This window comes from Mycobacterium branderi, from assembly GCF_010728725.1.
Taxonomy (GTDB): domain Bacteria; phylum Actinomycetota; class Actinomycetes; order Mycobacteriales; family Mycobacteriaceae; genus Mycobacterium; species Mycobacterium branderi.
This window is the reverse complement of record NZ_AP022606.1, coordinates 268646-291889: the sequence shown is the minus strand read 5'-3', so window position 1 is coordinate 291889 and position 23244 is coordinate 268646. Positions and strand designations below refer to the sequence as shown.

21 protein-coding genes are annotated in these 23244 nt (G+C 66.2%); 20 read left to right on the top strand and 1 reads right to left on the bottom strand.

From position 1 onward, the window contains the following. The 16 genes from mtrA to G6N47_RS01610 all read left to right on the top strand — a co-directional run bounded on the left by mtrA (position 1) and on the right by G6N47_RS01610 (position 18044). Entirely contained in the window at positions 1-687 is a 687-nt protein-coding gene (mtrA, locus tag G6N47_RS01680; protein WP_015354856.1) for a two-component system response regulator MtrA, read from the top strand. Next, complete coding sequence (mtrB, locus tag G6N47_RS01675) at positions 684-2342, top strand: MtrAB system histidine kinase MtrB (RefSeq protein ID WP_083129918.1); 1659 nt, start codon at positions 684-686, stop codon at positions 2340-2342. Before mtrA ends, mtrB begins: the two co-directional genes overlap by 4 nt. Then, positions 2342-4099: an MtrAB system accessory lipoprotein LpqB gene (gene lpqB / locus G6N47_RS01670; RefSeq protein WP_083130470.1), complete on the top strand. Its 1758-nt coding sequence runs from the start codon at positions 2342-2344 to the stop codon at positions 4097-4099. Before mtrB ends, lpqB begins: the two co-directional genes overlap by 1 nt. Positions 4100-4118: 19 nt before the next feature. Beyond that, positions 4119-4340, top strand: coding sequence for an antitoxin (locus G6N47_RS01665; RefSeq protein WP_083129917.1), 222 nt, complete (start codon positions 4119-4121; stop codon positions 4338-4340). 172 nt (positions 4341-4512) lie between these two features. Next, positions 4513-4815, top strand: a complete 303-nt coding sequence (locus G6N47_RS01660; protein WP_083129916.1) for a WXG100 family type VII secretion target — start codon at positions 4513-4515, stop codon at positions 4813-4815. Between the two features lie 2 nt (positions 4816-4817). Continuing rightward, positions 4818-5105, top strand: a complete 288-nt coding sequence (locus G6N47_RS01655; RefSeq protein WP_083129915.1) for a WXG100 family type VII secretion target — start codon at positions 4818-4820, stop codon at positions 5103-5105. Between the two features lie 6 nt (positions 5106-5111). Then, a complete protein-coding gene (locus tag G6N47_RS01650) occupies positions 5112-7859 on the top strand; it encodes a WXG100-like domain-containing protein (RefSeq protein WP_083129914.1) in 2748 nt (915 codons plus the stop codon). Further along, on the top strand, positions 7856-8119 hold the full coding sequence (locus G6N47_RS30130) for a hypothetical protein (RefSeq protein ID WP_083129913.1): 264 nt from the start codon (positions 7856-7858) through the stop codon (positions 8117-8119). The genes G6N47_RS01650 and G6N47_RS30130 overlap by 4 nt, the downstream gene beginning before the upstream one ends. A gap of 187 nt (positions 8120-8306) precedes the next feature. Further along, positions 8307-8861 carry a hypothetical protein gene (locus G6N47_RS01645; protein ID WP_139799308.1) on the top strand — a complete coding sequence of 185 codons (555 nt, stop codon included), beginning with the start codon at positions 8307-8309 and terminating at the stop codon, positions 8859-8861. A gap of 147 nt (positions 8862-9008) precedes the next feature. Next, positions 9009-10235: an AAA family ATPase gene (locus tag G6N47_RS01640; protein WP_083129912.1), complete on the top strand. Its 1227-nt coding sequence runs from the start codon at positions 9009-9011 to the stop codon at positions 10233-10235. Continuing rightward, a complete protein-coding gene (locus G6N47_RS01635) occupies positions 10232-11272 on the top strand; it encodes a tetratricopeptide repeat protein (protein ID WP_083129911.1) in 1041 nt (346 codons plus the stop codon). The genes G6N47_RS01640 and G6N47_RS01635 overlap by 4 nt, the downstream gene beginning before the upstream one ends. A 616-nt stretch (positions 11273-11888) precedes the next feature. Then, a complete protein-coding gene (locus G6N47_RS01630; protein WP_083129910.1) occupies positions 11889-12524 on the top strand; it encodes a ComF family protein in 636 nt (211 codons plus the stop codon). Between the two features lie 277 nt (positions 12525-12801). Next, positions 12802-13449 carry a ribosome hibernation-promoting factor, HPF/YfiA family gene (gene hpf, locus G6N47_RS01625; protein WP_083130469.1) on the top strand — a complete coding sequence of 216 codons (648 nt, stop codon included), beginning with the start codon at positions 12802-12804 and terminating at the stop codon, positions 13447-13449. Between the two features lie 128 nt (positions 13450-13577). Beyond that, positions 13578-16394, top strand: coding sequence for a preprotein translocase subunit SecA (secA, locus tag G6N47_RS01620; protein WP_083129909.1), 2817 nt, complete (start codon positions 13578-13580; stop codon positions 16392-16394). A gap of 6 nt (positions 16395-16400) precedes the next feature. Next, positions 16401-16883: a cation:proton antiporter regulatory subunit gene (locus tag G6N47_RS01615; RefSeq protein ID WP_083129908.1), complete on the top strand. Its 483-nt coding sequence runs from the start codon at positions 16401-16403 to the stop codon at positions 16881-16883. 3 nt (positions 16884-16886) lie between these two features. Further along, positions 16887-18044, top strand: a complete 1158-nt coding sequence (locus G6N47_RS01610; RefSeq protein WP_083129907.1) for a cation:proton antiporter — start codon at positions 16887-16889, stop codon at positions 18042-18044. Positions 18045-18049: 5 nt separating this feature from the next. Here G6N47_RS01610 and G6N47_RS01605 read toward each other — a convergent pair whose 3' ends face one another. Next, positions 18050-18529, bottom strand: coding sequence for an Rv3235 family protein (locus G6N47_RS01605; protein WP_083129906.1), 480 nt, complete (start codon positions 18527-18529; stop codon positions 18050-18052). A gap of 170 nt (positions 18530-18699) precedes the next feature. Between G6N47_RS01605 and G6N47_RS01600 the strand changes: the two genes are divergently transcribed. The 4 genes from G6N47_RS01600 (at position 18700) to G6N47_RS01585 (ending at position 23171) form a co-directional block, all read left to right on the top strand. Further along, positions 18700-20115, top strand: a complete 1416-nt coding sequence (locus G6N47_RS01600; protein WP_083129905.1) for a WS/DGAT/MGAT family O-acyltransferase — start codon at positions 18700-18702, stop codon at positions 20113-20115. After that, positions 20116-20619, top strand: a complete 504-nt coding sequence (locus G6N47_RS01595; protein ID WP_083129904.1) for a DUF6912 family protein — start codon at positions 20116-20118, stop codon at positions 20617-20619. It begins immediately after the preceding gene. Between the two features lie 44 nt (positions 20620-20663). Next, positions 20664-21800, top strand: coding sequence for a ferredoxin reductase (locus G6N47_RS01590; RefSeq protein WP_083129903.1), 1137 nt, complete (start codon positions 20664-20666; stop codon positions 21798-21800). Between the two features lie 81 nt (positions 21801-21881). Further along, complete coding sequence (locus G6N47_RS01585) at positions 21882-23171, top strand: fatty acid desaturase family protein (protein ID WP_083129902.1); 1290 nt, start codon at positions 21882-21884, stop codon at positions 23169-23171. Positions 23172-23244 lie beyond the last annotated feature (73 nt).

Genomic DNA, 23244 nt, shown 5'->3' with positions numbered 1-23244 from the left:
ATGGACACCATGAGGCAAAGGATTCTCGTCGTCGACGACGACGCTTCGCTGGCCGAGATGCTCACCATCGTGCTGCGCGGCGAAGGTTTCGACACCGCGGTCATCGGTGACGGCACCCAGGCGCTCACCGCAGTGCGCGAGCTGCGCCCCGACCTGGTGCTGCTGGACCTGATGCTGCCCGGGATGAACGGCATCGACGTGTGCCGGGTGCTGCGCGCGGACTCCGGCGTGCCGATCGTCATGCTCACCGCCAAGACCGACACGGTCGACGTGGTGCTGGGCCTGGAGTCGGGTGCCGACGACTACATCATGAAGCCATTCAAACCCAAGGAGCTGGTGGCCCGGGTGCGGGCACGGCTGCGCCGCAACGACGACGAGCCGGCCGAGATGCTGTCCATCGCCGACGTCGACATCGACGTCCCGGCCCACAAGGTCACTCGCAACGGCGAGCAGATCTCGCTGACACCGCTGGAATTCGACCTGCTGGTGGCGCTGGCACGCAAACCCCGCCAGGTGTTTACTCGTGATGTGCTGCTCGAACAGGTGTGGGGATACCGTCACCCAGCGGACACCCGCTTGGTGAACGTGCATGTCCAGCGTCTGCGGGCCAAGGTCGAAAAAGACCCGGAGAACCCGACCGTTGTCCTGACCGTTCGAGGAGTGGGATACAAGGCCGGACCCCCGTGATCTGGGGCTCGCGGCGACGCATTCGCGGTCGTTGGGGCCTGTCTGGCCCACTGATGCGGGGCATGAGTGCGTTGAGTCGAGCCATAGCCGTCGCCTGGCGCCGTTCGCTGCAACTGCGGGTGGTGGCACTGACTCTCGGAATGTCCCTCGCCGTCATCTTGGCGCTCGGCTTCGTGCTGACCAGCCAGGTCACCAACCGGGTGCTCGACGTGAAGGTCCGTGCGGCCATCGAACAGATCGAGCGGGCCCGCACCACGGTCAGCGGCATCGTCAGCGGCGAGGAGGCGCGCTCGCTGGACTCCAGCCTGCAGCTGGCCCGCAACACGTTGACGTCGAAGACCGACCCGACGTCGGGCGCCGGGACGGCCGGGGCGTTCGACGCGGTGCTGGTGGTGCCGGGCTACGGTCCTCGGCCCGCGGCCGCCGCCGGGCCTGTCGACCAGCTGCCGACGGCGCTGCGCGAATTCGTCAAGGCCGGGCAGGTGGCCTACCAGTACGCGACCGTACACACCGAGGGCTTCTCCGGCCCGGCATTGGTGATCGGCAGCCCGGCGTCGTCGCGGGTGACCAACCTGGAGTTGTACCTGGTTTTCCCGTTGGCCAACGAGCAAAGCACCATCGCGCTGGTGCGCGGCACCATGACCACCGGCGGCGTGGTGCTGCTGGTGCTGCTGGCCGGCATTGCGCTGCTGGTCTCCCGGCAGGTGGTGGTGCCGGTGCGGGCGGCCGCGCGAACCGCCGAGCGATTCGCCGAAGGCCACCTGTCCGAGCGGATGCCGGTGCGCGGCGAGGACGACATGGCCCGGCTGGCGGTGTCGTTCAACGACATGGCCGAAAGCCTGTCGCGGCAGATCGCGCAACTGGAGGAGTTCGGTAACCTGCAGCGCCGGTTCACTTCCGACGTCAGCCACGAGTTGCGCACACCGCTGACCACCGTGCGCATGGCGGCCGACTTGATCTATGACCACAGTGAGGACCTCGATCCCGCGCTGCGGCGCTCCACCGAATTGATGGTCAACGAGCTCGACCGGTTCGAGACGCTGCTCAACGATCTGCTGGAGATCTCCCGCCACGACGCCGGTGTGGCCGAATTGTCCGTCGAGGCAGTCGATTTGCGTTCGACAGTGAACAGCGCGCTGGGCAACGTCGGGCATCTGGCCGAGGACGCCGGCGTCAAGCTGATCGTCGACATGCCGCCCGAGGAGGTGATCGCCGAGGTCGACTCCCGTCGCGTCGAGCGCATCCTGCGCAACCTGATCGCCAACGCCATCGACCACGCCGAGCGCAAGCCGGTGCGGATCCGGATGGCCGCGGACGAGGACACCGTCGCAGTCACGGTGCGCGACTACGGAGTTGGGCTGCGGCCCGGCGAGGAGAAGCTGGTGTTCAGCCGGTTCTGGCGCTCGGACCCGTCACGGGTGCGCCGATCCGGCGGCACCGGACTGGGTTTGGCGATCAGCGTCGAGGATGCGCGGCTTCACCAGGGCAGGCTGGAGGCGTGGGGCGAACCCGGCAAGGGCGCATGCTTCCGGCTGACGCTTCCGCTTGTGCGCGGACACAAGGTCACCACCAGCCCGCTGCCGATGAAACCCGTTGACCGCGACCGCAACGAGCGTCAGGTCCGCCAGCGCGAGCACGCGGAGAGGGGCGCGTGATGCGGCGGCTGGCCGCGCTGCTGTTCGCCGTGGCCGTCTTGGGGGGCTGCGCCGGCGTGCCCAGCTCATCGGCGCCGCAGGCCATCGGCACCGTCGAGCGTCCTGCGCCGTCGAACCTGCCCAAACCGACACCGGGGATGGACCCCGATCTGCTGCTGCGCGAATTCCTCAAGGCCACAGCGGATCCCGCCAACCGGCACCTGGCCGCCCGCCAGTTCCTGACGCAAAAGGCATCCAACGGCTGGGACGACGCCGGCAGCGCGTTGCTGATCGACCACGTGGTATTCGTGGAAACCCGTGGCACCGACCGGGTTTCGGTGTCGATGAGGGCCGACATCCTGGGTTCGCTGTCGGATATGGGGGTGTTCGAGACCGCCGAGGGCGTGCTGCCCGACCCAGGCCCGATCGAGTTGGTCAAGACGCCCGGCGGCTGGCGCATCGACCGCCTGCCCAACGGAGTGTTCTTGGACTGGCAGCAATTCCAGGCAACCTATAAGCGCAACACGCTGTACTTCGCCGACCCCACCGGCAAGACCCTGGTTCCCGATCCGCGCTACGTCGCGGTGTCCGATCCGGATCAGTTGGCCACCGAGCTGGTTTCCAAGCTGATCGCCGGACCGCGTCCGGAGATCGGGAAAGCCGTGCACAACATGCTCGGCCCGCCGGTGCGGTTGCGCGGTCCGGTGACTCGCGCCGACGGCGGTAAAACCGGTGTGGGTCGCGGCTACGGCGGGGCTCGGATCGAGTTGGAGGCGCCGACGGTCACCGACCCGCACAGTCGGCAACTGCTTGCGGCGCAGATCATTTGGACGCTGGCCCGGGCAGACATCAAGGGCCCTTATGTGATCAACGCCGACGGCGCTGCGCTGGACGACCGGTTCGCCGACGGGTGGAAGGCCTCCGATGTCGCCGCCACCGACCCGGGGGTGGACGAGGGCGCGGCGGCAGGTGTGCACGCGCTGGTCGGCGGGGCGATGGTGTCGCTGGACGGGCAGCGTTCGGCTCCGGTCGCGGGCGCGTTCGGCCGCCCGACGAACCAGAGCGCGGCGGCACTGTCGCGCAACGGGCACCGGGCGGCGTCCGTGGTGACGCTGCGGCCGGGCGCGCCCGACGCGGAGGCGTCGTTGTGGATCGGCGATCTGGGCGGCGAGGCCGTGCAAGCCGCTGACGGACACAGCCTTTCGCGGCCCAGCTGGTCGCTGGACGACGCGGTGTGGGTAGTGGCCGACGGCAACAACGTGCTGCGCGCGATTCAGGAGACGGCGTCGGGGCAGCCTGCGCGCATGCCGGTGGATTCGGCTGCGGTGTCGAGCCGTTTCCCGGGCGCGATCACCGAGCTGCAGCTGTCTCGCGACGGGACGCGGGCCGCGATGGTCATCGAGGGGCAGGTGATTCTCGCCAGCATCGAGCAGACGCAGGCCGGCCAGTTCGCGCTGACCTTCCCGCGGCGACTGGGCTTCGGGCTGGGCTCATCGGTAGTGTCGTTGTCCTGGCGCACCGGCGACGACTTGGCGGTGAGCCGCACCGACGCCCAGCATCCGGTGTCGTATGTGAACCTCGACGGGGTGAATTCCGATGCGCCGAGCGGCAATTTGCAGCTTCCGGTGTCGACGATCGCAGCCAACCCGTCGACGGTTTACGTCGCCGATCCGCGTGGGGTGTTGCAGCTGTCGGGCTCCGGCGCCGAAGGCCCGCAGGGCTGGTTGGGCGTCGCGCCGTTCATGGTCGGCGGCGCTGTGCCGGTGTTGCCGGGTTAGAGTCGAGGCGGATGGCGGGATGAAAAACTTATATCTCAGAAATGTGCCCGACGACGTCATCGAGCGGTTAGAGCGGCTGGGCGCCCGTGCCAACACGTCGGTGTCCGCCATAGCAGTCCAGGAACTTGCGGAGGCTTCCCGTCGTGCAGACAATCCTGCTCTGTTGGGAGCGTTGCCCGACTTGGACATTGATCCCACCGCGCTGGCTGGCGATGTGCAGGCCGAACGCCCTAGGCGATGATCGTCTGCGGCGCATCGGCGGCGCTCGCGGGGCTATTCCAAATGCGATACTTCACGCCTAATAGAGCAGCCCGATCCCGTGACCTAGATCGCGCTGACATGCGAAAATTAGTATCACTCGGGGTCTTGCGGGTGGGGTAGCGTTTTATGGTCGTTCGTTCAGGGGAGGTGCGATGTCCGAATTGCGGGTGACCCCGGAGCAGCTGACTCACGCCTCTGCAGAGTTCGGTGCGGTGGCGCAGGAGTTGCGTGCGGGTCTGGGGTCCATTGACGACGAAGTCGGCAAATTGCTGGGTGGTTCCTGGACCGGCGAGGCGTCGTCGTCGTATGGAGCGGTGTGGCGTGAATGGCATGAGGGCGCGTCAAAAGTGCTACAGGGACTGACGACGATGTCGGCCTTGTTGGCCGATGCTGCGTCGCGGTATGCGCAGACTGATCAGGCCGGGGCCGCCGGCATCGACGGGGCGGGGGTGTAGCCGTGAGTGCGTTTCGGGTCGATCCGGCGGCGTTGTTGGCGGCGGCAGACCAGATGTCGGAGTTCGAGCAGCATATGGAAGACAAGCTGGCTCACGTGACAGCGGCGGAGCGGTCGCTGGGCGTGGCATGGGACGGCGCCGGCGGACAAGCTCAGGCCGCCGCGCAGCAGCGATGGTCCGAAGGTGCGCAGGAGATGCGCCAGGCGTTGGCCGATCTGCGTCGTATCGCCGTCGGCGCGCATGAGAATTACCACGGCGCAATACAAACGAATATCCGCAACTGGGGCTGACCCCTCGTGGGTGGCTATGAGGTCGATCCGGTCCGGCTTGCCGGCGACGGTAAGAACCTCGCAGAAAAGGGCGACGCCTTAGCGGCGGCGGTGCAAGCGCTGGAGTCGGCGTTGTCGTCGTCGGGTCAAATGTGTGGCGACGACCCCGCCGGCAAGGCGTTCGCGCTGAGCTATCGCCAAGGTGGGCAGGCATTGTTTTCGGCGGCTGAGGCGGCGGTGAATGCATGCCGCAAGATCGGCTACGGCATCGAGGTCTCGGCGTCGAACTATGCGCATAGCGAGGCGGCCTCGACCGTCGGGGGAGCCGAGCCGTCGGTGCCGCCGCCGGGTGAGCCGCCGAAGTTCTCGGGTCCGACGATGCCCAATCCGTTCGGACCCGCGGTCGGCGAACCGATGTTGTGGGCGGTGGTCCGACAGTTCGTGGGCAGTCCATGGCCGGATGGCAACCCGGCGACATTGCGGGCTGCGGCGGCCGCCTGGCGGAACTTCGGTTCGGCGGTGTCGGGCATGACCGCGGCGGTCGGGGCCTGCTCTGCCGACTTGTCGGGCCACGACATCCCCGAACTGTCAAAGATCACCGAAGCGGTGACGAAAATGAGTTCCGGTGTGGGCGGCTTCGGCAAGCAATGCGAATCGATCGCGTCGTCGCTGGATTCCTTTGCGGGCGAGGTTGAGTCGTCACAGAACGCGATCCGCGACTTATTGCACAAGCTGAGCCCGTCGGGAATGGCTCAAGAGGTAGTGGGATTCTTCACTGGGCACAACCCGATCGACGACATCAAGCAGATCGCCAACGACATCAAGGAGATTCTGCATACCCTCAATCGTGAGGCGGACAGCGTTTCGACGCTGTTTCAGGGCGCGATGAACGAACTCGACAATCTGACAACGGAATTCGAGAACTGGGCACAAAAGGAGTTCACTTACTACCTGGGCGATGACGTCGGCGGCTTCGTGGGCGGCGTGTTCACCGCCGATCTCGACTTGGCCGAGGGTGGCGTCAAGAGCGTTGTGAGCACTGTCGGCAGCCTGGAGGATTTGGCTACCCATCCGAAAGACCTCGCCAAGCTCGCGGCCATGGCCAACCCCGCAATGGCAGTCAACGCGTTTGCGGAGCAAGCGATGCAATTTGCCCATGATCCTAAAGGCTTCCTCGATCAGAAGCTCGACATGGCCAAGGGCATGGTCGACGCGAAGGACTGGACCAGCGATCATCCGTTGCGGGGAGCGGGGTACGTCGGCGGTACTATCGCGCAGTTCTTGATTCCCGGTGCGGGGGAAGCCAAGGCAGGGGCCGAAGCCGGCAAGGTCGCCGACGAAGCGGCGCAAGCGGCTCGGGCCGAAAGTCAAGCGGCACGCGCAGGTGAGGGAATCCTCGGTGCCGGAACGGAATCCGGAGTTGCCGCAAAAGGTTCGAGCATTGCGCGCGATCTCAACTCGATCGACGTCAAGCCCAGCGAAGTAGCAGCCCCTGCTCCGCCCGTACGACCACCAGAGCCGGGGCCGTCGGTACGGCCGGCCGAGTCGGCGCCCGCCCAAGCGCCGGGAGCAGGTGCGGGGAGCGGCAGCGCAGCCGCGGGGCGACCGCCGGTCGATGGCACTCCACCTCCCCCTAGCGGCGACGTGCCACATGGTTCACTCGGCAACGAGGTGACCGCTCCGCCTGGATCTGGCCCTCCTGGCGGGCACCCGCCAGCTGCAGCCGCCGCGCCCGGTGGAGGCGCGCATGAACCTGTACCGATGGCGGCAGCCGACCACACCGCACCGGCAAGCGCCACCCCCGGCGGTGGTGTTCACGAACCAGTGCCGGTGGGTTCGGCTGCGGCGTCGGGCGAGCATGTGCCGGCCGCGGCTCCGAGCATGCCCGCGACTACTGACGCGTACGCGGGCCAACCGACGCTTGCCAGCGCGCATGCGCCGGAGGGTGCTCCGATGTCCCCTGCGCACGAAACGATTCCCGACTCATACCCCGGCGGGGCGCACCCGCCCGAACCGCCACCGCACGATCCCGGGGGACCAGGCGGAGGTGGCGGCCACGCCGGCGGTGGCGATGGCCACGGCGGCGGTGGCAGCGGTGGCGGCCATGGCGGCGGTGCTGGTAGTGGAGGTGGTCACAGCGGTGGTGGTGATCACGGCGGCGGAGATGCCGCCGGTGGTAGCGGCGGTGACAGCCACGGAGGTGGCCAAGGTGACGCTGGCGACGGCCACGGGGGCGACGGCGGCGGTCACGGCGGATCGCATTCTGACGACACATCATCAACTGGGCTAAGCGATGAGAAACGTGACGAAATCCTCGCGATGGATAAGGGCACCCGGCCCGATCCTTCTGAATACTTGTCGCCTGAGTACATAGAGCGACATTTGGAAAAATTCAATGACGGCGCGACTCGCTTTATGCTGAAAGATACTTTTGAAGACTTCGGTATAGGGCAGGTCGACGGAACAAGCTTTGTTTTTCCGACGAGTGAAATTGATGCTCTTATGGAGGCAACCAAGGGCGACTCAACCGCACTCGAACAAGCGCTTGGGCTACCAAACGGTTACTTAAAGGATAACGTAATTCGCGTCGATATCTCCGACCCACAGCACTATAGCTTGCGAATGCCATCGGGTAATGAAGCCGGCGCCAATGATTACTGGATCCCCGGCGGTTTCTTGCCCCACGGAATGCCTGAAGCGGTCATCGACGGATCGAAAGTGCCGCCGGAAGATCTAATAATAGAAGATTTCCGAGACCCGGGAGGAAATGAATGAGATTCGAGAAGACTTACTTCTCCAGAGAAGGGAGATATTGGCTTGGAAATGAAGAAGAATCCGGTAGACATTACCTTGGGATTCCGATATCGAATGCCATGGTTGACTACATCGAATTCTATTGGATCGACGACGCTCAATATGAAAGCTTCCTAAGAAACCAAGACTTAGCGTTCGAATTTGCAGAGGCTTGTCGTCGTCGTGAGCACGACGATCTGCTCGTTTACGAACCGGGGAGGGATAGAGGAACTCCTAGGTAGCGCGTTGCATGACCCGTCGAGCACCACGATGAACTTTGCTGCTGCACATTCTCTGGCATTCGTGGGGAAATAGGATTCCACGGGCTGTCATCGACAAAACCGCAGGCTATCCAGCACCGGTCGAGGTGTTACTGGACGGGGGCACGATTGACCAGCCAGAAGCGACCCCACGCCAGGAGGGGCTACAATGACTTCTGATTCACGCGACGATCTCGCAGAACTGATCAGCCGATACGAGAAATGGCGACGGATCTATTCCAATGCCGGCCAACCCGCTCCAGATGAGCCGGAATGGGAGAACAGGAGGCTGAACTTCCGGTCCGGCTATCCCTACGAGGGCTGGACCGCTTATATTCTCGATCCCAAAGATACGGGGTATCAAGTCCTTCGGGCTACTACCGAACACCGCAATGAGCCAGCTGAAAGCCTCCTCGCATTCTTTTCCCATTTGGAAGACGCTGGTAAATACATTATTTTGAAGTCGGCGGTGGGGGCGCGGGTGGCTCTTCGCCTCCCTTCTGTCGGACAGGCATGGCGTGCCGAGGGGCTCGACCCGCGGGTAGAACAGATTTCGCTCGATACCTACGTGTCGAAATACGAATTGAAAGACGACCCAAGCAGATACTTTGTGCTGGAAGCTGGGAGTGTTCAGCCAGAAAACCGGTTGCTTCCATTGTCCTATGACGAGCTTGATGCATTGCTCTTGGAGGGGATGCCAGAATCGGTAACCTCGCGGCTGTAATAGGTTCTGGGCTACGTCAGCCGTCTGCGCGACGCTGGTTCGAGACTCCCGAGCTGGGGTCCACTCACGCCTGATTGCCGAGCCTGACACGCGCGTGCGTCTCTTACGATCGAGCCAGCAGGATCGCGAATACGTCAGGAGATACCAGTGGACGAGGACCCGGTCATCCGAGAGTTGTCTACTGCGGTGGACCGTAGCCCCGATGTGATCGAGTTGCGCTTGCATCTGGCCGGCTTGCTGGCCGATCAAGGCCGCTATGCCGAGGCCCTGGGGCATTGCAGCGCGGCATTGGCACAGGAGGCCGGAAACGCGAAGGCGCTGGCCATCCTGCAGCAGTGCAGCGCCGCGTTGGCCTCGGCATCGGCCGGAACTCCAGCAGAGGAAAAACCATCGGCGGCAAGCTTCGACTGGTCCAGCGCAGAAAAAGAGGTTGCCGACATTGTTCAGCCGGCGTTTGTCGAAGCGCCCGCCGATGTCGTCGCCGAAGACGACTTCGAAGGAGTGCATCGCAGCGGGGTCAGTCTCGCCGATGTCGCGGGTATGGCCGACGTCAAACGCCAGCTCGAGCTGTCGCTGCTGGGCCCAATCCGCAACCCGGAGCTGATGAAGGCATACAAGGTTTCCGCTCGCGGCGGACTGCTGCTGTACGGGCCCCCTGGGTGCGGCAAGACCTACATCGCCAAAGCTATCGCGGGAGAGCTGGGGGCCAACTTTTACCAAGTAGGCATTGCCGACGTCATGCACCACTGGTTCGGCGACAGCGAGCGTGCCGTCCGCGCGGTGTTCGACACCGCTCGCCGCAACACCCCCTGTGTGCTGTTCTTCGATGAAGTAGATGCTTTGGGGCACAGACGTTCCGGGTTAAGCAACAGCACTGGCCTACGCACCATAGTCAACTGCTTACTCGAAGAGTTGGATTCGGCAACGTCCAGCAATGAGGGTGTGTATGTGCTTGGTGCGACGAACGCCCCATGGGACGTTGATCCCGCGCTGCGGAGGCCAGGTCGATTCGACCGCATGTGTTTTGTCGGTCTGCCCGATGCCGAAGCCCGAGCCGGGATCGTCCGTGTTCACTTAAAAGACCGGCCTCTGTCAGGGATAGATCTCAAGTCGATTGCAAGCCGCACCGACGGATTTTCGGGAGCAGATCTTGCCTATGTCTGCGACACCGCAACCCAATTCGCGATGGCCGACTCCATTCGCAGCGGAGAAGTCCGTCCGGTGACTATGACGGATGTGGACACGGCGATCGGCCAGATCAAGGCCAGCACTGGACCCTGGTTCGAGACTGCCCGAAACGTCGTCGAGTTCGCGAACAACGACGGAACCTATGACGAACTCGCAAAGTACCTGCGCCGCAGGAAGTTTCGGTGACCGCGGACGCTGCGGTCGGCGGTGAGACGAATGAGGCCATCCATATAATCCGGGCCTATATCGACACCCGCAAGTACGAGCGTGCACGCGAAATCGCGCAGCGCTACTTGTCGGCGAACCCCAACGATCCGGACTTGCTGGCGCATTACGCCCAGACTGAACTACTGCTCAAAAGCTATGCGAGCGCCGCGCAGAGCGCCTACGCCGCCCTATCCATCGCACCGGATGACGAGCTTGCCATGCGGATTTATGCGTTGGCACTCGACGGCCTCGGGCGGCGTTACGACGCACTATGGGTGGCCTGGCGCGCCGTCATTGCCCATCCGAATGAGCCGCTCGAACACTACGTCTACGCCCGACTCTTATATCAAGGACGCCAACTTTGCTCTGCCCTGCAGGCTATCGATGAATCCCTGCGGCTCGACCCTACGTATGTCGACGCGCTGGTCTTGCGCGGCGTGATCCTTAATGGTCTGGGCCGAATAGACGAATCCACCGCGGTCTATCGCGAAGTGCTCTCACTGGATTCCACTAACGCCGAAGCAGTCAACAACATTGCTGTCAACCGGCTTAAGCGCGGCAAGTTCCGGCGAGCGTTGCGTGGTTTCCTCGGCGCCGCCGGACTCGACCCCTCGCTCGGCGACCTTGCGCGCAGAAACATTGGTCTGGCCCTCGCGAGGGCAACGAGGCGATTGACCGCCATCGCAACGATCGTGGGCTGGACTGTCACCAGTGTGGGAAACGACCACAGCTACGGTGAACCAACCGCGGCGAACCGAGTGGTCAGTGGGATCGCGACCACCGCGCTGATCGTCTTACTGGCGCGGCTGCTTCGCGAGATACCTCGTCGGGTGTTGGTTTCGGTGTTGCGCGATCGGACTATTGCTGCCGCGCGCGTCTTTCACGCGCTCGTCGCTGCGGTGTGTGGGACGTGGGCGACTGTCTTTGACGGTTCTCGGTGGATAATTGCCCCGGGCCTGATGGTGATGTTTGCCGGTCTGCTTCTTTTTGCGATCGGTCTGAGGACGAGGACCTGAGTGCCTTGGCCTCCTACGGTTCCGTAACAGAATTCGTTCGGCCCACTCTAGAATCTCGGCGTGGTGGTCACATTCCTCGCCGAGCGAGACGCCGCTGTTCAGGTCGGGTACCTGATCGGGCTGTTCGGAATCCCTTTGGCAGGCTTGGTGATGCTGATCATCGGGTTGCAGCAGCGCTCGCGCAGTCGAATGCAGCCGGGCCCGTATCCGCCGGGCTACCCGCCCCCTCCGGGAGTGCCGGGAGGAGGTAGCAGCTATCCGTACCAGCCCGGCCCGTGGCCGCAGCAGCCACCACCGCCGGGCAGTGGCTACCCATACCAGCCTCAACAGCCCCAAATGCCCTACCCTCCAACGCCATATCAGGGCTACCCTCCGCCCCCTCGTCCCGGAGCTTCACCGGGCACGGCACTGATTGCTATCGGCACTGTCCTGCTTGTGTTGGGCTTGCTGGGCATTCTTGGCCGCCTGGCCAGCGCGGCTTCCACCAGTTCCGGCCATACTTCGAGCCAGTTGAGCCCGCCAGCGGCCGTAAGCCAACACAGCGGCGAGTTCGATTTCCGTATCGTGCGCCCCGTTTAGACGCGCGCCTGTCACCCCTGTCGGCCACACTGCAGCCATGCTCGATCTTGTGCTGCCGCTGCAGTGCGGCGGCTGCGGAGCGCCAAAGACCCGCTGGTGCGACGCCTGCGCCAACGAACTCGCGCCAACTCTGGAGCAGCCCCACGTCGTAACGCCGCGCGTCGACCCGCAGGTGCCGGTGTTCGCGCTCGGCCGTTACGCCGGTGCCCGCCGCAACGCGATCGTCGCGATGAAAGACCGCGGCCGCACCGACCTGATCAAGCCGCTCTCACACGCCCTGGCCCTCGGCATCCATCGCCTCATCACCTGGGGCCTGCTCGACGTGCCGCTGACGATCGTCCCGGCACCGACTCGCCGCGCCGCAGCCCGAAAACGCGGCGGCGACCCCGTCACCCGCATGGCCACGGCCGCGGTGCAAAACCACCCCGAGATCACGGTGGCGCCGGCGCTGAGGATGAAGGCCCTCGCCCGCGACTCGGCCGGCCTCGGCACGGCCGAGCGCGAGCGCAACATCGCCGGCCGGGTCGTGCTGACCCGGCGAGCACAAATCCAACAAGAAGTACTGCTCGTCGACGACATCGTCACCACCGGCGCAACCGCATGCGAGTCGGTCCGCATCCTGCACGCGTCGGGCATCCAAGTGGCCGCCGTGCTGGCCGTAGCGGCGGCGTAACAGATCGTGAAGAACTCGCAACAGGAAAGTACTGGCACTTGCTCCTGGCCCCGGCTACGGTCGGGATCAAGCACCCGTGAACGCCTCACGGCGGCGCTTTTCGAGTAGATCGAGGCGCCACGACACCGATAACGGTAGGGGGTGAGTTCTCGACACCTTGCACCGGCGGGCGACCACGGCACCATGCGAACCCCGTCGGCGTGTGTATCTGAAAGCCGGGCACGCCTGGCGCGTGCGACGCGAGAGAAACGAGTTGTCCAGAATGTCAAGGCAAACCGTGGATTCCGGCCAGCTGCTGGCGGACACCGACGAGCCCGACGAGCCCACGCCGCGTGCGGAGGTCGTCGTCAAAGGCCGCAACGTCGAAATTCCCGACCACTACCGCGTCTACGTCTCGCAGAAACTCGCTCGCCTAGAGCGATTCGACCGCTCCATCTATCTGTTCGATGTCGAGCTCAAACACGCGCCCAACCGGCGCCAGCGCAAATCGTGTCAACGCGTCGAGATCAGCGCCCGCGGCCGCGGCCCGGTGGTGCGCGGCGAGGCGTGCGCCAACAGTTTCTACGCCGCATTCGAGTCCGCGGTCGACAAGCTCGAGAACCGGCTGCGTCGCGTCAAGGACCGCCGCAAGGTCCACTACGGCGACAAGACCCCCGTATCGGTAGCGGCGGCCACCGCGGCCGTGCCACCGCCGGCGCCGGCCACGAGCACTGAACCGGCACCCGAAGCCGACGGCTACCACGAGCCCGGCCGCATCGTGCGCGTCAAGGAGCACCCGGCCACCCCGATGACCGTCGACGACGCGCTCTCGCAGATGGAGCTCGTCGGCCACGACTTTTTTCTCTTCCACGACAAGGAGACGGACAAGGCCAGCGTGGTCTACCGTCGGCATGCCTACGACTACGGGCTGATCCGGCTGGCCTGACGGGGTCTGATGGCGCCGACCCGCTGCGCCCGGCAATGCCGCGCTTGCGGTCGCCGCTACGGCGTCCAAAGAGCGACGTCACCTAGGATGGGGGTCGCCAAAGACTCCTACCCACAAGGGACAAAGCTGTGCTGAGTAAGTTGCTGCGCCTTGGCGAAGGTCGCATGGTCAAGCGCCTCAAGCGGGTCGCCGACTATGTAGGCACGTTGTCCGACGACGTCGAAAAGCTCACCGACGCCGAGCTGCGGGCCAAGACCGACGAGTTCAAGAAGCGCCACGCCGACGGGGAAAGCCTCGACGACCTGCTGCCCGAAGCCTTCGCGGTGGCCCGCGAGGCGGCCTGGCGGGTGCTCGACCAGCGGCCGTTCGACGTGCAGGTGATGGGCGCGGCGGCGCTGCACTTCGGCAACGTCGCCGAGATGAAGACTGGTGAAGGTAAGACGCTGACCTCGGTGCTGCCGGCCTACCTCAACGGCATCGGCGGCAAGGGCGTGCACATCGTCACCGTCAACGACTACCTGGCCAAGCGCGACAGCGAATGGATGGGTCGCGTGCACCGCTTCCTCGGCCTCGACGTCGGGGTGATCCTCGCCCAGATGACCCCCGACGAGCGTCGCGTCGCCTACAACGCCGACATCACCTACGGCACCAACAACGAATTCGGCTTCGACTACCTGCGCGACAACATGGCGCATTCGCTCGACGAGTGCGTCCAGCGCGGGCACAACTTCGCGATCGTCGACGAGGTCGACTCCATCCTGATCGACGAGGCCCGCACCCCGCTGATCATCTCCGGGCCCGCCGACGGCAGCTCCAATTGGTACACCGAGTTCGCCCGGTTGGCGCCGCTGATGGAAAAGGACGTCCACTACGAGGTCGACCTGCGCAAGCGCACCATCGGCGTGCACGAGCTCGGCGTCGAGTTCGTCGAGGACCAGCTCGGCATCGACAACCTCTACGAGGCCGCCAACTCGCCGCTGGTCAGCTACCTCAACAACGCGATCAAGGCCAAGGAGCTGTTCCAGCGCGACAAGGACTACATCGTCCGCGACGGCGAAGTCCTCATCGTCGACGAGTTCACCGGACGCGTGCTCTACGGCCGTCGCTACAACGAGGGCATGCACCAGGCCATCGAGGCCAAGGAGCACGTCGAGATCAAGGCCGAAAACCAGACGTTGGCCACGATCACCCTGCAGAACTACTTCCGCCTCTACGACAAGCTGGCCGGGATGACTGGTACCGCCCAGACCGAGGCGGCCGAGCTGCACGAGATCTACAAGCTCGGCGTGGTGCCGATCCCCACCAACAAGCCGATGATCCGCACCGACCAGTCCGACCTGATCTACAAGACCGAGGAAGCCAAGTACCTCGCCGTCGCCGACGACATCGCCGAGCGCTACGAAAAGGGCCAGCCGGTGCTGATCGGCACCACCAGCGTCGAGCGCTCGGAGTATCTGTCGCGGCTGCTCACCAAGAAACGCATCCCGCACAACGTGCTCAACGCCAAGTACCACGAGCAGGAGGCCGGCATCGTCGCCGAGGCGGGCCGGCGCGGCGCGGTCACCGTCGCCACCAACATGGCCGGCCGCGGCACCGACATCGTGCTGGGCGGCAACGTCGACTTCCTCACCGACAAGCGGCTGCGCGAGCAGGGCCTGGACCCGGTGGAGACGCCCGACGAATACGAAGCCGCTTGGCACGAAACCCTGCCTCAGGTCAAGGCCGAGGCCGCCGAGGAGGCCAAGCAGGTCATCGAGGCCGGTGGACTCTACGTGCTGGGCACCGAGCGGCACGAGGCCCGCCGCATCGACAACCAGCTGCGCGGCCGCTCCGGCCGCCAGGGCGACCCCGGCGAGTCCCGCTTCTATCTGTCGCTGGGCGACGAGTTGATGCGCCGCTTCAACGGCGCGGCGCTGGAGTCGCTGCTGACCCGGCTCAACCTGCCCGACGACGTGCCGATCGAGGCCAAGATGGTGACCCGGGCGATCAAGAGCGCCCAGACCCAAGTCGAGCAGCAGAACTTCGAGGTCAGAAAGAACGTCCTCAAATACGACGAGGTGATGAACCAGCAGCGCAAGGTGATCTACGCCGAGCGTCGCCGCATCCTCGAGGGCGAGAACCTGCAGGAGCAGGCCCACGACATGCTCGTCGACGTGATCACCGCCTACGTCAACGGCGCCACCGCCGAGGGCTACGCCGAGGACTGGGATCTGGCCAAGCTGTGGGAGGCGCTCAAGACGCTGTACCCGGTGGGGATCGACCACAAGGACCTGTTCGACCCCGACGCCGAGGGCGAGCCCGGCGAGCTGACCCGCGAGGAGTTGCTCGACGCGCTGATCAAAGACGCCGAAAGGGCTTACGCCGCGCGGGAAGCCGAGCTCGAGGAGCTCGCCGGTCCCGGCGCCATGCGCCAGCTGGAGCGCAACGTGCTGCTCAACGTCATCGACCGCAAGTGGCGCGAGCACCTGTACGAGATGGACTACCTCAAGGAGGGCATCGGGCTGCGGGCGATGGCCCAGCGTGACCCGCTGGTCGAATACCAGCGCGAGGGCTACGACATGTTCGTCGGGATGCTCGAGGGCCTCAAAGAGGAGTCGGTCGGCTTCCTGTTCAACGTCACCGTCGAAGCGGTGCCGCCGCCGGAGGTGGCCCCGGTGGCCGAGCCGGAAGATTTGGCGGAGTTCGCCACCGCCGCGGCGGCCAGCGCCCAGCAGCGCGCCGAGCCGCGGCAGGCAGCGCCAAGTGCCTTGCGCGCCAAGGGAATTGAAGACCACTCGCGCGCGCTGACCTACTCCGGTCCGGCCGAGGACGGCTCGGCGCAGGTGCAGCACAACGGCGGCGGGGCGCAGAAGGTGACGGCCGGCGCCAGTCGCCGCGAACGGCGCGAGGCCGCGCGCCGGCAAGGCCGGGGGGCCAAACCACCCAAATCGACCAAGCGCCGGTAGGTAGTCGTGGACGTCAAAGAGGTGCTGCTGCCCGGCATCGGTCTGCGCTACGAGTTCACCAACCGCGACGGCGACAGGATCGGCATCGTCGCGCGGCGCAGCGGCGACTTCGAGATCGTCCTGTACGCGCGCGACGACCCCGACCAGGCCCAGCCGGTCTTCAGCCTCACCGACGAAGAGGCCGACGCCGTCGCTCAGATCCTGGGCGCCCCGCGGATCGCCGAGCGGTTCACCGAACTCACCCGCGAAGTGCCCGGCCTGGAAGCCGGTCAGGTGCACATCGCGCCGGGCAGCCCGTTCGTGGACCGTCCGCTCGGGGACACCCAGGCCCGCACCCGCACCGGGGCATCGATCGTCGCGATCGTCCGCAACGAGGAGGTGCTCGCCTCGCCGGGGCCGGCCGAGATCCTGCGGGCGCGGGACGTCCTGGTGGTCATCGGCACCGAGGACGGCATCGGCGCGGTCGAGCAGATCGTCGATAAGGGCTGAGCCATGCAGGTTTCGGTGGCGCCGCTGCTAGAACTCGGCGTCATCCTCACCCTGCTCGCCGTTTTGGGCGCGGTATCGCGGCGCTTCGCGTTGTCGCCGATACCGGTGTATTTGGTGACCGGACTCTTTCTCGGCAACGGCGGCATCGCGCAGGTCGCCGCGGCCAGTGACTTCATCACAACGGGCGCCCCAATCGGGGTCGTGCTGCTGATGCTCACGCTGGGGCTGGAATTCTCGGCGGTCGAATTCGCCAGCAGCCTACGCCGGCATCTGCCGTCGGCCGCCGTCGACGTCGTGCTCAACGCCGCGCCCGGCGCGGTGGCGGGCTGGCTGCTGGGATTCGGCGGAGTCGGCATCCTGGCGCTGGCCGGCGTCACCTCCGTGTCGTCGTCGGGGGTGATCGCGCGGCTGCTGGAGGACTTGCACCGGGTCGGTAACCGCGAGACCCCGGCGGTGCTGTCGGTGCTGGTGCTCGAGGACTTCGCGATGGCGGGCTACCTGCCGCTGTTCGCGGTGCTGGCATCGGGCGGCTCCTGGCTGCACGCGCTGGGCGGCATGGCGGTAGCGATCGCCGCGCTGGCGGTGGCATTCACCGCGTCCTACCGCTGGGGCCATCACGTCGGCCGGCTGGTGACTCACCCGGATTCCGAACAGCTGGTGCTGCGGGTGCTCGGCATCACGCTGATGGTGGCGGCGGTGGCCGAATCCGTGCACGCGTCGGCGGCCGTCGGCGCATTTCTGGTCGGCCTCACGCTGACCGGTGAGACCGCCTCGCGGGCGCGCCGCGTGCTCGGGCCGCTGCGTGACCTGTTCGCCGCGATTTTCTTCCTGGGGGTCGGGCTCACGGTGGACCCGGAACACCTGCTGCCGATGCTTCCGGTGGCACTGGCGCTGGCCGCCGTCACCTCGGCCACCAAGCTGGCCACCGGAGTGTTCGCCGCCCGGCGCGACGGGGTGGCGCGACGGGGTCAGCTGCGCGCCGGTACGGCGCTGATCGCCCGCGGTGAGTTCTCGCTGATCATCATCGGCTTGGTCGGCTCGTCGATCCCCGGCATGGCGGCGCTGGCCACGTCGTACGTGTTCGTGATGGCGATCGTCGGCCCGCTGGTGACACGGTTCACCGGCGGACCGGTGCCGGCGGCCGCACGCGCTGCGGCGTAACGGAATTAGCCGATGTGCAGCGCCACCACCAGCCACCGGCTGTCGGGCTGCCGCTCCACCCGGCAGGCGACGGCGTGCACGCGGTGCCCGCGGCTGTAGGTTCCGAACACCTCGGCCGCGGCCGGGCCCACCGCCTGCACCCGCAGCCGTCGCAACACCGCCGCGCCGTCGTGGGCAGCAAGCCGACCGGCCGTGGCCCGGGTGGCGGCCAGCACCGAGTCGACGAGACCGCTGTCCAGCAGGCCCAGCAGCTGCGCCGCCGGGCGGCGGCGGCCCATGACTTCCAAGACGCGACGCAGCGCCGCGTCGGCGAAAATCGCGGCCTGCCGCATCTGCGGGGGCACGCTCGTCGCCTGCGGTCGTGCCGGAAACACTTGCGGCGGACGGGTATTCGGGCGCCGCAAGGCGCTGACCAACGGTGGCCGGCATTGCCGGACGTCTCGCGGTGGCGGTTCGTAGTCGACGACGGGCCGGACACTTTGCACAGCACTCTCCAGGGATGTCGCACGGGCACAACCGGACAGGCCTGCTGGAGAGTGGCAGGACTGTGACGATCATCGCACAAGTGCCGCGTCCGCGTACCCGCCCTGCACAGGCACCCGCGCGGCGGTTACCGTGAGCGACGATATCGGCGAATTCGCAAGGGAGTCCGGACGTGAGGCGACTGTCCCCATCGGACGCCTCCTTCTATCGGCTGGAGAACACGGCAACCCCGATGTACGTCGGGTCGCTGGCGATCCTGCGCCGGCCGCGGGCCGGGTTGAGCTACGAGACGCTGCTGGCCACCATCGAGCAGCGGCTGCCGCAGGTACCGCGGTACCGGCAGAAGGTCCGCGAAGTCACCATGGGCCTGGCCCGTCCGGTATGGATCGACGACCGCGACTTCGACATCACCTACCACGTTCGGCGCTCGGCCCTGCCGTCGCCGGGCAGCGACGAGCAGCTGCACGAACTGATCGCCCGGCTGGCCGCCCGACCGCTCGACAAGTCGCGGCCGCTGTGGGAGATGTACCTCGTCGAGGGGCTGACCAAGAACCGCATCGCGCTGTACACCAAGTCGCATCAGGCGCTGATCAACGGGCTGGGCGCGCTGGAGATCGGCCACGTCATCGCCGACCGGACGCGGCGCCCGCCGCCGTTTCCCGAGGACATCTGGGTGCCGGCCCGCGAACCCGGCACTGCCCGGCTGCTGCTGGGCGCCGTCGGCGAGTGGGCTATCCGTCCCGGCGTGCAGCTGCAGGCGGTCCGGTCCGGAATCATCGAGCTGGCAACCAATTCCGAGCAACTGGTCGACGTCGGGCGCCGTGCGTTAGACGTGGCCCGCACACTCGCGCGCGGCAGGGCGCCCAGCAGCCCGCTCAACACCACGGTGTCGCGCAACCGCCGGTTCACGGTCGCGCGCGGACGCCTGGAGGACTACCGGATGGTGCGGGCCCGCTACGAGTGCGACGTCAACGACGTGGTGCTGGCCGTGATCACCGGCGCGTTGCGCAACTGGCTGCTGTCCCGCGGCGAGGCGGTGGCGCCGACAGCGACGGTGCGCGCGATGGCTCCGCTGTCGGTGTACGTCGACGAATCGTTCGACTTGGCCGGCCCGGGTCAGGCCATCAGTGAGGTGGCGCCGTTTTTGGTCGACCTGCCGGTCGGGGAGGGCAACGCCGTGGTGCGGCTGTCTCAGATCGCGCACGCCACCGAATCGAGTCCGGTCGCGGGCAACCTGGTCGACGCCCGCAGCATCGTGACGTTGTCGGGTTTCGCTCCGCCCACCCTGCATGCGATGGGCATCCGGGTCGCCACCAGCCTGCCCAGCTTCGGCGGGCGGGCGTTCAACCTGTTGATCACCAACGCGCCGGGTGCCCAGGCACAGATGTACGTTGCCGGTGCCAAGCTGCTGGAGACCTACGCGGTGCCGCCGCTGCTGAACAAGCAGGTGCTGGCGATCGGGGTCACGTCGTACAACGGCATGCTGTATTTCGGCATCAACGCCGACCGGGACGCGATGAGCGACGTCGACGTGCTGCCGGGCCTGCTGAGTGAATCGCTCGACGAACTGCTGGAAGCGGCGCAGTAGATGCGGGTGTACATCCCGGCCACCCTGGCCATGCTGCAGCGACTGGTCGCGGACCGGTCGCTGTGGCCGGTCAACGGCACCGCGTTCGCCGTGACGCCGTCGCTGCGCGAGGCCTACGCCGAGGGCGACGACGACGAACTCGGTGAGGTCGCCCTGCGCGATGCGGCACTGGCATCGCTGCGGTTGCTGTCCACCGCGACCGACGAGCTGCCGCCGCGGCGTGCGGTACTGGTCGCCGACGTCAAGGACGCTGGAGCCGTCACGCTGCGGCCGGATCTCGACGACGCCGTGGTTCGTCTCGGCGCGCCGGTGGCCATCGACGACGTGGTGGCCGCGTTCGTCGACAACGCCGCCGCGGAGCCGGACGTGACCAGGGCCATCGAGGTCATCGATGCGGCCGACCTCGGCGACGAGGACGCCGAGCTGGCGGTCGGCGATGCCCAGGACCACGATCTGGCCTGGTACGCCACCCAGGAGCTGCCGTTCCTGCTCGAACTGCTCTGAAGCACTGGATACGGGGGCGTAGGTTACGGTAGCGTAGGTTGTCGATGAGCAAGAAGATCTCCAGGCCGTCCGCCGACGTCGTCGACACCCAACGTCCGAGCGTCATTCGCACCTACCGGCATCCTGTCCGCCACGCATTGCGCCAGCTGGCCGCCCAGATCACCACCCCGCTGCTGCCCGACGACTACCTGCATCTCGCCAATCCGCTGTGGTCGGCGCGGGAACTGCGCGGCCGCATCCTGGAAGTCCGCCGCGAGACCGAGGACTCAGCGACGCTGGTCATCAAGCCGGGCTGGGGATTTTCCTTCGACTATCAGCCCGGCCAATTCATCGGGATCGGGCTGCTGGTCGACGGGCGCTGGCGGTGGCGGTCCTACTCGCTGACGTCCAGCCCGGTGACCCGCGAGCGCACCGTGACCATCACCGTCAAGGCGATGCCCGAGGGCTTCCTGTCCACCCACCTGGTGGCCGGCGTCGCGCCCGGCACGATCGTGCGACTGGCCGCGCCGCAGGGCAACTTCGTGATGCCCGATCCGGCGCCGCCGGCCGTGCTGTTCCTCACCGCGGGGTCGGGCATCACCCCGGTGATGTCGATGCTGCGCACGCTGGTGCGCCGCGACCAGATCACCGACGTCGTCCACCTGCATTCGGCGCCCACCGCCGCCGACGTGTTGTTCGCCGCCGAGCTCGAGCAGCTGGCCCGCGTCCAGGCGGGCTACCAGCTGCGGGTGCGCACCACGCGCAGCCAGGGCCGGCTCGACCTGAGCCGCCTCGACGACGAGGTGGCCGACTGGCGCGACCGGCAGACCTGGGCGTGCGGGCCCGAAGCGATGCTCAACGCCGCCGAGCGCGTCTGGTCGGCGGCCGGCATCGCCGACCGGTTGCACCTCGAGCGGTTCGCGGTGTCACGCGCCGCGCCGGCGGGGGCGGGCGGGAAGGTCACCTTCGCGAAAAGCGGGAAGACCGCGGTCGCCGACGCGGCGACGTCGCTGATGGATGCCGGCGAGCGGGCGGGCGTGCAGATGCCGTTCGGCTGCCGGATGGGCATCTGTCAGTCCTGTGTGGTGGCGCTGGTGGACGGCCACGTCCGCGACCTGCGAACCGGCGCCGAACACGAACCCGGAACCCGGGTGCAGACCTGTATTTCGGCGGCGTCCGGCGATTGTGTACTCGAAATTTAACTGCTACTCACAGGTAACCTACGGTTTCGTAGGTTACGATAACGTAGGTCAGCGACTGCAGGACTGCGGGAAGGCAGGACTATGGCAATCACCGATATCGACGTATTCGCGCATTTGACGGATACCGACGTCGAGAATCTGGCCGCCGAGCTGGATGCCATCCGCCAGGACATCGAAGACTCGCGCGGCGAGCGCGACGCCCGCTACATCCGTCGCACCATCGCCTTTCAGCGCGCGCTGGAGGTCGCCGGCCGCGTGCTGCTGCTGGGCAGCAAGCGGCGGTCGGCCTGGTGGGCCGGCGCTAGCGCGCTCGCGGTGGCCAAGATCGTCGAGAACATGGAGATCGGCCACAACGTCATGCACGGCCAGTGGGACTGGATGAACGACCCGGAGATCCACTCCTCTACGTGGGAATGGGACATGACGGGGTCGTCGAAGCACTGGCGCTACACCCACAACTTCGTGCACCACAAGTACGCCAACATCCTGGGCATGGACGACGACGTGGGCTACGGGCTGCTGCGGGTGACCCGCGATCAGCCCTGGAAACGCTTCAACCTCTTCAACCTGGTGTACAACACCCTGCTCGCCGTCCTCTTCGAATGGGGCGTCGGCTTGCAGCATGTGGAGATCGGCAAGATCGTCAAGCGCCGGATGGATAACGAGGAAGCCCGCCAGCGGATAGACGAGTTCTTGGCCAAGGCCGGTCGCCAGGTATTCAAGGACTACGTTGCCTTCCCGGCGTTGACTTCGCTGTCGCCCGGCGCGACGTACCGGTCCACGTTGACGGCCAACCTGACGGCTAATGTGATCCGCAATCTGTGGTCCAATGCGGTGATCTTCTGCGGCCATTTCCCTGACGGCGCAGAGAAATTCACCAAGACCGACATGATCGGCGAGACCAAGGGTCAGTGGTATCTGCGGCAGATGCTCGGCAGCGCCAACTTCCACGCCGGGCCGGTGATGCGGTTCATGAGCGGCAACCTGTGCCACCAGATCGAGCATCATCTGTATCCCGATCTGCCGAGCAACCGGCTCGCCGAGATCTCAGTGCGGGTGCGCGAGGTCTGCGACAAGTACGACCTGCCCTACACGACGGGCCCGTTCCTGTTGCAGTACGCCAAGACGTGGCGCACGATCGCCAAGCTCTCACTGCCCGACAAGTATCTGCGCGACACCGCCGACAACGCGCCGGAGACGCGCAGCGAGCGGATGTTCACCGGGCTCGAGGGCTTCGGCGGCACCGACCCGGCCACGGGCCGGCGCCGCGGCCTGAAGACCGCGATCGCCACGGTGCGGGGCTGGCGCCGCAACAAGCGCGCTGCTTCTTCTGGCCCCTCTGGCGTGCGTCCCGGTCGACACGCCGCGTAACAAGCCGGCTTTGCGCACGCTCGGCTCGCGATAGTTACCGCCGGGCTGCGGTATCAATCTGGTATCATGTCGG

Coding starts and splice junctions, on each gene's coding strand:
- mtrA (WP_015354856.1), top strand. CDS start 1: ATGGACACCATGAGGCAAAGGATTCTCGTCGTCGACGACGACGCTTCG.
- lpqB (WP_083130470.1), top strand. CDS start 2,342: ATGCGGCGGCTGGCCGCGCTGCTGTTCGCCGTGGCCGTCTTGGGGGGC.
- G6N47_RS01665 (WP_083129917.1), top strand. CDS start 4,119: ATGAAAAACTTATATCTCAGAAATGTGCCCGACGACGTCATCGAGCGG.
- G6N47_RS01660 (WP_083129916.1), top strand. CDS start 4,513: ATGTCCGAATTGCGGGTGACCCCGGAGCAGCTGACTCACGCCTCTGCA.
- G6N47_RS30130 (WP_083129913.1), top strand. CDS start 7,856: ATGAGATTCGAGAAGACTTACTTCTCCAGAGAAGGGAGATATTGGCTT.
- G6N47_RS01645 (WP_139799308.1), top strand. CDS start 8,307: ATGACTTCTGATTCACGCGACGATCTCGCAGAACTGATCAGCCGATAC.
- G6N47_RS01630 (WP_083129910.1), top strand. CDS start 11,889: ATGCTCGATCTTGTGCTGCCGCTGCAGTGCGGCGGCTGCGGAGCGCCA.
- G6N47_RS01610 (WP_083129907.1), top strand. CDS start 16,887: ATGCAGGTTTCGGTGGCGCCGCTGCTAGAACTCGGCGTCATCCTCACC.
- G6N47_RS01595 (WP_083129904.1), top strand. CDS start 20,116: ATGCGGGTGTACATCCCGGCCACCCTGGCCATGCTGCAGCGACTGGTC.
- G6N47_RS01590 (WP_083129903.1), top strand. CDS start 20,664: ATGAGCAAGAAGATCTCCAGGCCGTCCGCCGACGTCGTCGACACCCAA.
- G6N47_RS01585 (WP_083129902.1), top strand. CDS start 21,882: ATGGCAATCACCGATATCGACGTATTCGCGCATTTGACGGATACCGAC.